8 protein-coding genes are annotated in these 14,535 nt (G+C 46.2%); 4 read left to right on the top strand and 4 right to left on the bottom strand.

Annotated elements, in window-relative coordinates; genetic code table 11:
- The first annotated feature begins 126 nt into the window (after positions 1-126).
- Positions 127-2,433, top strand: a complete 2,307-nt coding sequence (locus tag FAM09_RS09805) for a metallophosphoesterase (RefSeq protein ID WP_136576916.1) — start codon at positions 127-129, stop codon at positions 2,431-2,433.
- A gap of 104 nt (positions 2,434-2,537) precedes the next feature.
- Here FAM09_RS09805 and FAM09_RS09800 read toward each other — a convergent pair whose 3' ends face one another.
- Positions 2,538-4,373: a cytochrome-c peroxidase gene (locus FAM09_RS09800; RefSeq protein WP_136576915.1), complete on the bottom strand. Its 1,836-nt coding sequence runs from the start codon at positions 4,371-4,373 to the stop codon at positions 2,538-2,540.
- A 117-nt stretch (positions 4,374-4,490) separates the two neighbouring features.
- Between FAM09_RS09800 and FAM09_RS09795 the strand changes: the two genes are divergently transcribed.
- From FAM09_RS09795 to FAM09_RS09785, 3 genes are all read left to right on the top strand, one after another.
- Positions 4,491-5,555 (top strand): serine hydrolase domain-containing protein, encoded by a 1,065-nt coding sequence (locus FAM09_RS09795; RefSeq protein ID WP_166437080.1) that lies wholly within the window; start codon positions 4,491-4,493, stop codon positions 5,553-5,555.
- Between the two features lie 601 nt (positions 5,556-6,156).
- A complete protein-coding gene (locus FAM09_RS09790) occupies positions 6,157-7,365 on the top strand; it encodes a glycoside hydrolase (protein WP_136576914.1) in 1,209 nt (402 codons plus the stop codon).
- A 29-nt stretch (positions 7,366-7,394) separates the two neighbouring features.
- Entirely contained in the window at positions 7,395-8,408 is a 1,014-nt protein-coding gene (locus FAM09_RS09785) for a non-reducing end alpha-L-arabinofuranosidase family hydrolase (RefSeq protein ID WP_136576913.1), read from the top strand.
- A 101-nt stretch (positions 8,409-8,509) separates the two neighbouring features.
- Here FAM09_RS09785 and FAM09_RS09780 read toward each other — a convergent pair whose 3' ends face one another.
- From FAM09_RS09780 to FAM09_RS09770, 3 genes are read right to left on the bottom strand one after another with little or no spacing between them, the layout of a single operon-like run.
- Positions 8,510-9,655 carry an alpha/beta hydrolase gene (locus tag FAM09_RS09780; protein ID WP_208025523.1) on the bottom strand — a complete coding sequence of 382 codons (1,146 nt, stop codon included), beginning with the start codon at positions 9,653-9,655 and terminating at the stop codon, positions 8,510-8,512.
- Between the two features lie 55 nt (positions 9,656-9,710).
- Entirely contained in the window at positions 9,711-11,267 is a 1,557-nt protein-coding gene (locus tag FAM09_RS09775) for a SusD/RagB family nutrient-binding outer membrane lipoprotein (protein WP_136576912.1), read from the bottom strand.
- Positions 11,268-11,280: 13 nt separating this feature from the next.
- Positions 11,281-14,448 carry a SusC/RagA family TonB-linked outer membrane protein gene (locus FAM09_RS09770; RefSeq protein WP_136576911.1) on the bottom strand — a complete coding sequence of 1,056 codons (3,168 nt, stop codon included), beginning with the start codon at positions 14,446-14,448 and terminating at the stop codon, positions 11,281-11,283.
- Between the last annotated feature and the right edge of the window lie 87 nt (positions 14,449-14,535).

The following is a 14,535-nucleotide window of genomic DNA, read 5'->3' as shown; positions in this document are numbered from 1 at the left end:
ACAATTACTTCACCATTGCATGGAACTCAATTAGTAATAATAGCATAATCATCAAACCCAACAGTTGATTTATTTATGTCATATGTTTGAACAATAAAAAAATCTATTAACCAACCGCAAAAAACCATGACAAAGATCATCTACACTATTGCTTTGTTGTTTTGTGTCGTAAGCGTATTGGCGCAAACGGCGCTGGTACCCACTGGTTCTACCTGGAAATACCTCGACAACGGAAGTAACCAGGGCACTGCCTGGAGAACCGCTTCTTTTAATGACGGAAGCTGGGCATCGGGCGCTGCTCAATTAGGCTATGGCGACGGGGATGAAGCCACCGTTGTAAGTTATGGCCCTCAATCGAATAACAAATACACAACTACATATTTCAGAAAAACGATTTCGGTTGCTGATGCATCCATCTTTTCCAATTATACTTTACGGGTGAAGAGAGATGATGGCATCGTTGTTTATATTAATGGAGTTGAAAAATACAGGAACAATATGCCCTCGGGGACCATTGCGTATAATACCTGGGCGTCCACCAATTGCAGCGATGATGGCAATACCTGGCTTTCCACCACATTGGCTGCCGGCTCTTTAGTTACAGGTACCAATGTAATAGCGGTGGAAATTCACCAGATCAATAAAACAAGTTCAGATGTGAGCTTTGATCTTGAATTGACCGGTACAGGCGTTTCAACTGCAGTACTCACCCGCGGACCTTACCTGCAAATGGGTAATCAAACGGCTGTTACCCTTCGCTGGAGAACCAATATTGCCACCAATTCAAAAATTGAAGCAGGCACTATACATGGCTCTTACACGTTGACTGCAACCGACCCGGCATCTACCACTGAACATGAAGTAAGAATAACCGGACTTACCCCTGACACGAAGTATTATTACCGGTTTGGAAGTACTACGCAAATAATACAAGCGGGAACTGATAATTTCTTTACTACAGCTCCTGCTGATACTACTACCCGCAAAATACGTATTGCTGCCTTTGGTGATTGCGGCAGAAATGATAACTCTTTCCAGACAGGCACCTTGAATTCGTATAGAAATTATGCAGGCAGCAATCCGGCAGAGGTGCTGTTGCTGTTGGGTGATAATGCCTACAACAACGGAACAGATGCCGAATACCAAAGTAATTTCTTCAATGCATACAGCGCCACTATTTTAAAGAACCATCAGCTCTTCCCCGCCCCTGGTAATCATGATTATTATGGCACTTCTCAAACATCCCGTACCGGGGCATATTATCAGAATTTCACCATGCCCACCGCTGCCCAGTGTGGTGGCGTGGCATCGGGAACAGAAGCGTTTTATTCCTGGGACTGGGGTAACATCCACTTCTTATCGCTGGATTCTTATGGTAAAGAAAATGCAGGAACTACCCGTTTGTACGACACTACCGGCGCGCAGGTAACCTGGGTAAAACAAGACCTTACAGCCAATACCAAGAAATGGACCGTGGTATACTGGCATCACCCACCTTATACCATGGGCAGTCATAATTCCGATACGGAATCTGAGCTGATCAACATCCGCCAGAACTTCATCCGTATTTTAGAACGTTATGGTGTTGATATCATCATCTGCGGGCATAGTCATGATTATGAGCGTTCCTATTTGTTGAATGGTTATTATGGTAATGAATCGTCATTCAACGTAAGTGCACATACCATCAGCAGCAGCAGTGGCAAGTATGATGGCAGCACCAATTCATGTCCTTATAAACCTGCCAACGGCGCTAACCATGGTACAGTTTACGTACTGGCAGGTTCTGCCGGCGCAGATGGTGGCGTTCAGAGTGGTTATCCGCATAACGCCATGCCTTTCTCTGTAGATGATGGCGGTATGTTTTATTTTGAAATAGAGAATAACCGGCTGGATGCAAAATTCATCCGGCGTACGGGTATTATCAGCGACCAGTTTACGATGATGAAAGACGTGAATAAGACTACCAATGTTTCTATTATTTCGGGATCATCTACCACACTAACTGCATCATGGCCTTCGGGAACCTATACCTGGTCTACCGGTGCAACCACCCGCAGCATCACAGTAAGTCCGGCTGCAAACACAACCTACACGGTGCGGGATAACGCAAGTGCAACCTGTGTAACGGATGTATTTAATGTAACGGTTAATAGCGGCGCAAGGGTTCAAACAGATGTGCCAGTAGCAGCGGCATATACTTTAAAAATTCAGCCAACGTTTGTAAAGAAAGGACAAAGCATCAATGTGCAAACGAATTCAGGCGAAAAAACAACCATTGCCATCGTTGATATTTCAGGAAGAATAGTTAAAACGGTGCAGTTTGCAGGCGCTGCTTTAATTGAAACCCATGGCTTGCAGGCAGGTACTTATTTCATAAAGGTAAAAGACAATAAAACTGCTGCTACCCAAAAAATTGTGGTAACAGAATAATGCTCAGTTAAAATGAGTATAACTGATCATTGTTTAGATTGAAAGCAACAGGGCAACGAGGCATAAAGTTAAAATCCTCGTTGCCTTTATGCCTCTATACCTTTTTATTTTCTTCCACTTGTATCAGTAAGCGCATGCATGAATGCGATCACTGCTTTTGTTTCTTTACCGGTAAGCTGTAATTTATCTGCAGGAAGTGTTTGCGTTTCGGGGGCAATCTTTAATCCACTGCCTCCCCCATCGTTATAAAATTCCATTACGTCTTCAAGCGTTGCAAAAACGCCGTTGTGCATATAAGGGGCCGTTAATGCAATATTGCGGAGCGTAGGCGTTTTGAAAGCGAACTGGTGTATGGTTGCAGTAGTAAAATCAAATTTTCCTTTATCACTATCCAGCACCGCATTTTTTTTAAGATTGGCGGCAGGTACGCCTAACACTTCCGACTCTGTTTCAGTAAATTCAGTGGGAACCAGGCCATTGAACAGGGGCATAAAATGACAGGTGCCACATTTGGCCTTGCCCATAAAAAGATTAAAACCGTTTTTCTCAGTGGTGCTTAATTTAGTTGTATCACCGCGCATGTATTGATCAAAGCGCGCATTCAATGCTACCAATGATCTTATATAGGAAGCAATGGCATTGGCAATGTTATATTGTGTAATTACATCTTTTTCATTGGAATAGGCCTTCGCAAAAAGTTGGGCATACACAGGATGCTGTTGTAACAAAGGAATGCTTTCCTGTAATGAACCTTGCATTTCCGATGGGTTGTGTACAACGGCACTTAATTGATTTTCCAGTGTGCTTGTACGCGAGTCAAAAAATTGTTTTGTCTGAAAAACGGTATTCCAAAGGCCGGGTGTGTTGCGGGTAAGTTTGGTTTTATTATCAATGGCCAGCGCTACAGGCAGGCCATCTGCAAATGCTTTTTGAGGTTGATGACAACTGCCGCAACTGCGATCCTTTGACCCCGACAATATGGGGTCATGAAAAAGCCGCCGGCCCAGTTCTATGCGTTCAGGTGTTGGGTGGTAGCGATCGTTTGGCGAAAAAAAACGAACATCAAAAGCGTTGCCTTCAAAGATGTTCAATGCATCGGGATTTACCGGCCTTAATTCTACGGGCATTTCAAAACCCAGTTGCAACCTCGTTTCTACAATAGCGTTTGAAATGGGGTTGGCATATTTAGTAATAAATTCCAGGCGGTTGAACTGGTTAAAACTGGTGCGGCTGTTTAATAAATATTGTTTTGCTGCCGCCAGTTTTTTCGACAACCTGGTATAAAGATTTTCATCCTTTTTGTTGATCTCCGGGCGATACAGGTCAATAATTGCCTGCATGCCATTGATGGTTGATGCGGCTTCCCGAATTGAGTATTGGGCTACCGGCGAATCAAATCCGCTGATGCCAAGGGTGATCATGCGTAAAGTGGCGGCGCGTAATGCATCAAATACGCTGAACTCTTTAAACTTATAAATCCGGTCAGGTTCATGGATCAACCGCTCAACCGTGTGCAGCATATTGTTTATCTCAGCAGTTAAAGCGGCATGATCGGGATGCTTCGTTCCGAAAAGCTTTTCTTCCACCACCTGGAAACCCGCTGGTTGAATTATAACCTGGGGGTTATCATCTTCCACTCTTTTCAGCGCGGGGCCATTCAGGTATTTTGTTTCGTACACATTGAAATACTCTGTTAATACAGCTACTTCCTTATAAGACAGCCTGGCATTTTTGAATTGCTGCTGTAAAATGGCAAGCGACTGTTTTTGCTCACAGGATTGCTTCAGTGCCTGCAATTTTTGTTTAAGCGTCTGCAACTCCGCTAAATAATATTTATCAACCATTAAATTGCTATCATAGCCTGCAGGAATTAAAAAGCCATTGAGCAATACCAGGAAAAACAAAGCAATGGGCGCGGCAATTATCCACTTTTTTAGCATACGCAAGTGTTTGACATTCTTTTACATATAAAAACCCGCCTGTTACAAATTTAAGAGAAAATCAGGCGTCATTAAACCATTTCATATATTAGTAATCTAAATCAGCAAATTAATAAAATGAAAATCCTTAAATCCTTACCATTACTGCTTTTGATCACCATTTTTGGGTGTAGCAAAAAAGTAGATGAAAACCAAGCTCCATCAATGTATTTTCCTTCAAATACCGATACTACCTGGGAAACAACATCGCTTTCCAGTTTGGGCTGGAATCAAAGCGCGGTACAACCTTTAAAGGATTATCTTCTTCAAACAAGTACAAAATCGTTTATGATTCTTGTAAACGGTAGAATTGTAATGGAAGAGTATTTTAATGGACATACTTCAACTACTTCCTGGCAATGGAATAGTGCAGGTAAAACATTGGTGGCAACCACCACAGGAATAGCACAACAAGAAGGATTGCTAAATATTAATAATAAAGTATCGAACTATTTAGGCACGGGCTGGACGAGCGAGCCAATAGATAAAGAGAACTTAATAACATCGAAACACTTGCTTACAATGACTTCTGGCATCAATGATGCGAGTGAGTTAGTGATAAAATCGAATTTAACATACCTCGCAGATGCAGGTACCAGGTGGTCGTACCATAATGTTTTTCAAAAACTGATGGATGTTGTTGCAGCGGCTGGTAACCAGGATTTTGAATCCTACTTCAATGCTAAATTAAAGAATAAAATAGGAATGGATGGCTTCTGGAATAACGGACTTATATTTAAAGTATACCATAGTAATACCCGTAGTATGGCCAGGTTTGGCCTACTGGCACTTAACAAAGGAAAATGGAACAACGAAACAATTATAAATGAATCTTTTTTAAATGAAAGCATTAGTACATCACAAAACATAAACCCGTCGTATGGTTATTTGTGGTGGTTAAATGGTAAAACCAGTTATATGGTGCCAGGGGGGCAAACCGTTTACCAGGGAACTTTAGTACCAAACGCCCCGGCCGATATGTATGCGGCAATGGGTGCAGAGGACCAGCGTATATATGTAATACCAGGTAAGAAAATGGTAGTAATAAGAATGGGGGACGCATCAGATTCAGCTAACCCCAGTTTTGCCGTTTCCGGGTTCGACAATGCCCTTTGGCAAAAGATAAATGCAGTAATAAATTAAATCAACTGACCGTTGACACCCTTGAGTTTGCGCCCATGCCGGGCGTACAAACAAAAACCTGCAAAATCAATGATTCTGCAGGTTTTTTAATTTCTTTATCGCTCGCCGGCAGTATGATCCTGTATGTACCTTCAGCCCTTCCTCCCAACAGCAGATCGTGCAATGGCTCATTCGTTGAAATTCGTAGCAAATTTGTTTAAAAGGTCACATCACCCTGAATTTATCAGTAACTTAGTTTCAGGAACGAACCGATTGCATGCCTGCCATATGAAAGTCAATGATCATGATATGCTCTGACCACCCCCACTTAATTACCCATGGAGCTGTGATCTAAAAAGCTTTGCCTATAACAATCTTCAGGCAACTGCATCTGTTTTTCCTTTCATTTATTTGATCGTTTGTTATTGCAGACATCCGTCTGCCGGAAGTATTTTGCCTTCACTCTCCTGTTGTTCTGGTATGGTCATGTGCGTAATCCCTTATTAGCGGTTGCTTACAAGCAACAACCGGTATTGCTTTGCCTGTATTAAAGGGCGAAAGGGAAAGCTATTGCATGTATTCTTTATCAATATTTCATAACCATTAAAAAGTTAAACTATCTATGAAAAAAGATCTGATCACCTTTCTTGCCATTGCGCTGCTTGTTACCGGCTGTTCTAAAAAAGGGAACCGCCCGGAGGCGAACAATGAGGTTACCAATCAGCCAAAAGAAGAAGCCACCGCTGTTATAAATGCCAATACCCTGCAACAAACCATTCAGGGATTTGGCGGCATGAGCGTGCCCATATGGATCGGTGACCTCACCAGCACCCAAAGAACGAGGGCTTTCTCGCCCACCGAGGGCATAGGAATGAGTATTCTGCGGGTAATGATTGTCCCCAACAGCAACCAGTTTGCTGCCGAAAAACCAACGATCGATGCAGCCAAAAGTTATGGCGCTAAAGTAATAGCCACCGCCTGGAACGCACCTGCCTCCATGATGAACGGCCTGTATTTAAGACAAAGCTCCTGGGCCGATTATGCCGCGCATATGCGGGCTTATTGCTCGGCTGTTGGCGGCGTGTATGCGCTTTGCCCCTGGAATGAACCGAATTATCTGGCTTCCGACTGGATGCACGGCACGGCAACGGAGATTGCGAACTTCGTAGCGGCCCATGGCGACAATTGCGGCGCTCCTATTATGGCGCCCGAACCATTTAATATGGACCAGAACTTCATCAACACCTACCTCAGCAATGCTACCGCCAAGGCAAAGACGCTTTTTGTAAGCGGGCATATTTATGGCAGAACCCCGTACAACTTAGGCAACATCGGAAAATCGGTGTGGATGACCGAACACTATACCAATTCCTCTATCAGCGGCAACGACTGGCCCAATGCCATGAACGCGGCCAAAGAGATCCATGACTGTATGAATGCCGGCTGGGCCGCTTATGTCTGGTGGTATATCCGCCGTTTCTACGGGCCTATCGACGAGAACAGCAATATCACGAAAGTGGGATATGTAATGGCTCACTTTGCCCGTCATATCCGTCCCGGCTATACTAAAATTTCCTGCACCGCCAATCCTACTACCGGTGTTTATACCACCGCTTACAGGAGCGGTTCCAGGATCGTGATCGTTGCCGTTAATACAAATTCAGCGGTTACCAATCAGCCATTCAGCATTGCGGGTGTTACTGTTAATAATTTCAATCGTTATGTAACTACCAGCTCACAAAACCAGGCAGCGAGCACGATTGCGGTTTCAAATAACAGCTTTAATATCAATTTGCCCGCATCGAGCATAACAACGCTTGTATCGTACTAAACAAATTGCAGACCTCAAAATTAATTGTGATGCAACGCTTACAATATATTGGAGCAGCCTGCCTGCTGCTGGTGCTGCTTGTCAACTGTTCCAAAAGAACAAGGGAACCGGATTCATCTGCCAATCCGGAAACCAATACAGCAGCCAAAGAAGAAGTTATTGCCAATCCAACCTGGTATGCAGAAGCCAGGTGCTTCCTCGATGGGCCGGCAGGCGCGTTTGATGACCTGGCCGTTAAAGACCCTTCCATTGTTTATTCCGGCGGAAGGTATCATCTTTTTTATACAGGCCGTGATAAAGGCGCCGGCGGCATGTGGCGCATGGGCTACGCCTCGGCTACTTCTATTGCCAACCTGAGAACGGCCGGTCGCACGTTCATGAGCAGCCTCAATGCTGGCGCTTACTTTTGTGCGCCGCAGGTATTCTGGTTTCCGGCAAAAGGAAGATGGTTCCTGATCTACCAAAGCGGACAGGGCGCTTCCTTTTCAACTTCCACCAACGTTGGCAGTCCATCTTCATGGACACCCGTACGAGGCATGGGGTTTGGAGACGGCATCGATTTCTGGTGTATCGCTGATGGTACTTATGTGTATTGTTTTTATTCAGCACAGGATGGGTCACGCACTATCAAAAGGCGCAGGACCACCATTGCAAACTTTCCTTATAATTGGGAAGCGCCCACCGTGGTGGCAACCAGCACTTTTGAAGCCGTGCATGTTTACCGCAATAAAGCAGACAGCAAGTATTATATGATCGTTGAAGACATCAACCGGTACCAGGAATTGTGGACAGCCACTAACCTGGGCGGTGCATGGACAAAAGTGGCTGAGAAATGGGCATCGATCGACAACCTCCGGTTCCTGTCGGAGGTATGGACAGGCCAGGTGTCGCATGTGGAAGCAATAAGATCAGGCACTGATGATAAAATGGAAATTGACAACATAGATCGTTGCCAGTTATTGATCCAGGGTGTACCAAATGGTAATTATGGCGATTATGGAAATATCCCGTATGACCTCGGAATCATCCGTAATTATCAATAAATAACAGAACAATAACTCAGGTAACAGAAGTAGGAAGTAAGAAGAACCCTGGCATTTGAATTTCCTACCTCTTACGTCTTACTTCCTACTTCCTGCTTCTTTTACCTGAAAATTAAGGGCGCAAACTGGTACAGGCACCGCCGCCAGGTATGCCATTCGTGCGCGGTCCCCGGCGATTCGTAATACACATGTTTAATACCTGCCGCGGTCAGCGCATTGCTTAACGCTTTTGTACGTTGCCCTTCAGCGGTACCGATTCCCAGGAATAATACCTTTACTTTTTTATTAAATGCTTCCGCATCGCTTAGTACACCGTTATAAGCCGACTTCACGCTGTCTGCCTGCAAACCGGCCCCACTAAAGCCGCCGATGTAGGCAAATTTATCGAGGTTGTTAAGCGTGATCTGGAATGTTTGGAAACCACCCCACGATAAACCGGCCATCGCCCGGCCTTCCCGTTTTGGAATGGTCCTGAACTTTGCATCGATCATGGGAATAACATCGTTCAATAAGGTTGGGGCAAACGAGGCGCCATATACGCTGCGTGCCCTGGCTGCATCTTCACCCGGTTTTGGCCGGAATGCAACCGCGATATTACCATTCTCCATTACCACGATCATCGGTTTGGCTTTTCCTTCCGCAATCAGGTTGTCGAGAATAAAATGCATATACCCCTGTGTAGACCAGCCGCGTTCATCTTCGGCCATACCATGCTGAAGGTACAATACCGGATAGCGGCTTTTTGTATCGCCGTCGTATCCCGGGGGTGTATACACGACGCAACGCCGGTAGGCATTCATTGTTTTGGAGAAATAGTAAACAGATCTTACATCGCCATGGGGCACATTCTTTGGCCGCCAGAAATCTTCGCCGGGGGTTGGCACTTCAATACCACTGGTCATTTTACCGGTGCCGAAGTAAGATTCGCTGGCCGGGTCGGCCACCCGTACGCCATCGATCACCAGCCAGTAATAATGAAACCCCGGCGCCAGGGGTTTCGTGATAACCGTCCACACACTGTCTGCGCCCATCGTCATATCCTGCAGGCCGCTCAGGTCAACCTGTACTTTTTTCGCATTTGGCGCTTTTACCCGGAAAACAGCCCTGGATTCGTTGTCAATGCGGGGATAATCGTACCCGGGTGAATTGGAAATGGGAGACCGGGAAATGGCCAGGGTATCAAAGGCGGTCTGGCCATACGTTGCCTGCATGAATACACTACATGCAATAAAAAGGAACATTCTCATATAAGGTTTGTTAATGATGATGAGGTATAATTATAAGCGTAAATCTATACTGCTGTTATGGCACATCCCAGAAAACGCGGGTGGTAAGATTATCAGCTCCCATGCTGCTCACCGCTTCCTGGTAGTGGGCGCTATTCCTTGCCGACTCTTCATTGGGCCAGGCAAAACGACGTACAAAACCACCCTGTAAATTATTGTTGTACTTGTTCGGATTGAGCACCGGATAACCGCTTCTTCTGAAATTGGCAAAAGATTCTGCGCCATTGGCAATGGAAGCTATCCAGTATTGGGTATTGATCAACTCCAGCGCATTACTGGTAACGAACGCCACCCCGGCCTGCGCCAGGTAGTTGTTTTGCTGGCTGGCCGGTATAGCCGGACTGGGCGTATTGGGGTACCTGTTATAATCATCCATAGAAGCCTTTACGCCTTCTTCATAGTATTGCTGGGCCGTTAAAACGCCCGGTAAACCGGTAAGCCAGCCCCGGTGCGCCGCTTCGGCCAGCAGCAGCCTCGTTTGTGCATTGGTTATATAGAAAACAGGCGCGGTGGCACTACCCAATACCAAAAAATTAAGCTGTGAATAGTTTTGCCCGGTACCATTGGTGCCCCTGTAACCCGGATAGTTCAACACGCTTGTTTGGTCGTACCCTACCGGAAAACCGAACTGGTTGGCCATGGTGGTATCGGGCGTTAATGCCAGCACCTGGTTGGGATCGGCGTATTTACCGGAGATATATTTGAGCCGTGGGTCGCCGGTTGATTTTAATTTATTGATAAACGGCTCGGCCAGGTAATAGAAGTAAGGATTGGTGCCGCGCGGTCCCGCATTTAACGGGTTATTATAAATGGCGTTGTATACAATAAATACATTGTCATTGTTCGTTTGTATTAAACCGCCGGCATAAGCTTCCCGTACAATGGACCTTGCTTTGGTTTGATCCAGTTTGGAATAACGCATACCCAGCCGGAACAACAACGTATACCCTAATTTTTTCCATTGTGCCACCTGTACGGCTACCGATGCTGCGTTACCAAAAAAAAGATCTTCCTTTACCATTTCCCCGGCCGGGTTCAGCGCTTCCGTAGCCGCTTTGATCTCTTTATACAGCTCCTCATAAACAAGCTCATCTTTATCGTAACCGGGATAAAAAACATTCTGCAGGTAAGCTTTACCGGCATCGTTATAGGGGATATCGCCATAGGTATCTGCCAGCGTCATAAAAATATACGACTTCCAGATCCTCGTCATGCTGTACAGGTTGGGGCGGGCATCGTCCTTCGCCACCAGGCTGGTTATTTGCTCCAGCAGCTTTACAGGCCCGGGGTAATTATCGTTCCAGCGGGGAACGTTAAAGTTGTTATTGTCTTCATTAAAATTAAACCCGGCCGTGGCGCCTGTATTATACGCATTCACAAACTGCTGCACTATTGTTTGTTCGCCTTCCCAGAAACCCGCGTGGGTAAGCCGCTGGGCATTGGTGAACAACTGGGCCGGATTGATATTTGTAAACGCGTATGGGTTGGTATTGATGCTTTCAAAATTTTTATCGCAGCCTGCAAGGAACACCAGTACAGGCACTACTGATTTTATACGATTCAATATTGTCATAAAACCCTTTTTTTTAAAATTTCACATTCAGGTTAACACCGTAATTACGGGTAGTGGGCAGCGTGGTTTGCTCGTAGCCTACCCGGTTATCGCCGGAGGATGCAAACGCTTCCGGATCCAGATCGGGTAAATATTTTTTGATTATAAGTACATTACGGCAGGATGCAGACAGCAACAACCCTTTTACGAATTTCAACCTGGCGCCCATTAACCGCGAGCAATCATACGTAAGGGTAATATTGCGCAGCTTGATGAAGTCTGATTTAAAAACAAAGGGATCGGCAATCTGTAAATTACGATAGTCTGTATAGAACAATTGGGGATCCACAGCGGTTTTATTGGGACTTCCATCAGCATACACGCCCGCGAATTGTACGCCGCCATCCCGGCCAACCAACGAGGCTTTGGTGTGGCCCTGTCTTAAACCATTAAGCGCAGTAGAGGAAAGTATTTTACCGCCTATCTTATAATCAACATGCACAAACAGGCTCAGTGTTTTATAGCGCAGGGTATTACTCCATCCGCCTGTAAACTTCGGCAGCGCGCTGCCAAACAATACATCGGCCCCGGCATTGGCCTGTAACCGGCCGGCATTGGTTAAAACCACCTCCCCTTTTGCATTTCTGAGATAGGTTTTAGCGGCCAGTTGATTCAGGGGCTTGCCCACTTCATACACCAGGGAGCCAATAAACTCATTGCCGCCAAACGACGCAACGATCTGCCGTTGCTGGCCCGGCGCCAGCGCCAGTACCTTGGTGCTGTTGGTTGCCACATTGAAAGCGCTGCTCCAGGAAAAATCATTCGTTTTAACAGGTATCACTTCCAGCATGCTTTCAATACCCCGGTTCTGCAACGACCCCAGGTTGAGCGGCGTTCCGGTATAACCGGAAGCATTCGAGATCACTACGGTGATGATCTGGTCTTTGGTTACTTTATCATAAGCCGACACATCCAGGTTGACCCTGTTGCCAAACAATTTCAATTCCATGCCTATTTCTTTTTCCTTTACACTGAAGGGCCTGAGCAATGAATTAGGGCTATTGGTATTGGAAATGGCCCCCAGGCTCATTCCATTGAACTGGTTGGGAAGGGTGCCATAGGTAAGGCGGCCCGTAAACGCACCAATCCCATTGGCACTGCCCACATCGGCCCAGGAAGCCCTTAGCTTTCCATAATTGAGCCACCTGGCGTTTTGGAGCAACTCCGAAAAAATAAAGCTTCCGCTAACGGATGGATAGAAATAACTGTTGTTGGCAGGGTTCAATACAGAGAACCAGTCATTACGGCCCGTAAGATTTACAAACAACAGGTTCTTATAACCGAATTCAGCAAACCCGTACACTGAATTAACCCGTTCCCGGTATATACTGAAATTAGTGGGATTATCAGGATCTGATTTTACAACGCCATTTTCGAACGAATACAGGTCCCTTACGGTAAAATCCACCACGCTTAAATTGGAAGTTCGGTTGTTATTGGTAAAAATATTCCCGCCTGCACTTACATCAATTGAAAATTCCCCGGCCTTGTGATGACCGCCCACCAGCAGGTCGATATTCATCTGGCGGCCGGTGCCGGTATTCACGCTATACGTTCCATTGAACCCGGTACCGGCCTGGTTAAGCGGTGTTGCGGTGCCAACCCCCGTGGGGCGGTTCCTTTCCAGAGAAGTGACTCCATAATCCATATTTACGCGGCCCTGCCAATAAAGCCATTTAAGCATTTCATACCTGATGACGGCCGTACCAAGCAACCTGTCTCTTTTATTGATAATAAATTGCCTGGGCATTAAGAAATAAGGATTGATGAGCGTTGTTTGAAAACCGGAGGTTTGCGTTTCGGTACCGGTAGGGGTAACCGCTTTTTCGCGCAACACATCGAGGCCTATGGAATTGGCTATGCGGTACAGGAAATTGGGCGCCCCGTCGCCCTGCACGCCTACCTGGGGCGGGTTATTGTTCTTTTCATAGGCATAATTGGCGTTCAACTGTACGGATAATTTTTCATTCAGTTTATAATTAACCCCCAGGTTGAATATTTTTTTATGGTAATCATTATTGGGCGTAATACCCAGCACATCCTGGTTGGCATAGGAAGCCCGGAAGCTTCCCTTGCCGTTTCCGCCGGAAAAAGCAAGTGTATTGGTCACGGAATTTCCCGTTCTGTAAAATTCTTTGATGCGGTTGCGGTGCGCTTCATACGGCCTCAGCACTCCGTCGAATTGTACGGTAGGCGCGCCATCTAACTTCTCACCCCAACCGAACTGGCCGGTGGTAATGGCCTGGCCCTGCGTGGCAGGCCGTTTCCCCGCCTGTCCCTGCCCGTACTCATATTGAAACTCAGTAAGATCGATCACCTCGTCGGCAGAATAATTCAGGTTATACTCCACCCCTAACCCACTGTTACGGCTGCCGTTCTTTGTAGTGATGATGATGGCCCCGTTAGCGGCGCGTGAGCCATACAGGGCCGCAGCAGTAGCCCCTTTCAATACGGTCATGCTTTCAATATCATCGGGATTTATTTGCTGCATATTATCCCCAAGATCAATGGAGTTATTGCCATCGGCGCCGCGTGCGCCCTGGTCCATGGGAAGTCCATTTATAACGATCAATGGTGCGTTGTTGGCGCCGGAAAAAGCCGACTGGCCCCGCATGCGGATCTTGGTGCTTGCACCGGAACCGGCTGTCGGCGGCGAAATATCCAAACCCGCTACTTTCCCTTCCAGCGCACTCATGAGGTTGACGGTGCGGTTTTGCTGCGTTTCATTGATATTTACCGTTTCTGCAGCATAACCCAGTTTTTTCGTTTCGCGCTTCATACCCAGCGCGATCACAATCACATTCTGCAGATTATCGGCTGCAGCGCCTGCCATAATAACGGAAAGCGTTGTGCGGCCGTTTATCGGCACTTCCTGGCTAACAAAGCCAACGGAAGTGAACACCAACACGGCCGATCTGTCGGCAACAATGCTGAATTTGCCTTCGTTACTGGTAACGGTGGCCTTATTGGTGCCTTTTACCATTACCGTTGCACCGGCTACAGCCTGATTGCTGGCATCGACAACCGTACCGGTAATGATTTGTGCAGAAACAAGGGAAGAAAAAAATAAGAGGGCGGCCAGCAGCATTACATGGCATGCGCCGGCAACCGGGCGTTTTACCCGGCGGTCATAATTTTTCATATAGCAAGTTGTTAGGTTAACATGGACTACTCCTTGAAGCGTCCATCGTACAATTATAAATTGTTTTAACCGTCAAAACTTCCAAAA

Origin of the sequence: Niastella caeni (assembly GCF_004834005.1) — a bacterium.
Taxonomy (GTDB): Bacteria; Bacteroidota; Bacteroidia; order Chitinophagales; family Chitinophagaceae; genus Niastella; species Niastella caeni.
The sequence above is the reverse complement of the archived record's forward strand: the minus strand, read 5'-3'. Positions and strand labels throughout refer to the sequence as shown.

Coding starts and splice junctions, on each gene's coding strand:
- FAM09_RS09775 (WP_136576912.1), bottom strand. CDS start 11,267: ATGACAATATTGAATCGTATAAAATCAGTAGTGCCTGTACTGGTGTTC.
- FAM09_RS09770 (WP_136576911.1), bottom strand. CDS start 14,448: ATGAAAAATTATGACCGCCGGGTAAAACGCCCGGTTGCCGGCGCATGC.
- FAM09_RS09790 (WP_136576914.1), top strand. CDS start 6,157: ATGAAAAAAGATCTGATCACCTTTCTTGCCATTGCGCTGCTTGTTACC.
- FAM09_RS09800 (WP_136576915.1), bottom strand. CDS start 4,373: ATGCTAAAAAAGTGGATAATTGCCGCGCCCATTGCTTTGTTTTTCCTG.
- FAM09_RS09795 (WP_166437080.1), top strand. CDS start 4,491: ATGAAAATCCTTAAATCCTTACCATTACTGCTTTTGATCACCATTTTT.
- FAM09_RS09785 (WP_136576913.1), top strand. CDS start 7,395: ATGCAACGCTTACAATATATTGGAGCAGCCTGCCTGCTGCTGGTGCTG.
- FAM09_RS09780 (WP_208025523.1), bottom strand. CDS start 9,655: ATGAGAATGTTCCTTTTTATTGCATGTAGTGTATTCATGCAGGCAACG.
- FAM09_RS09805 (WP_136576916.1), top strand. CDS start 127: ATGACAAAGATCATCTACACTATTGCTTTGTTGTTTTGTGTCGTAAGC.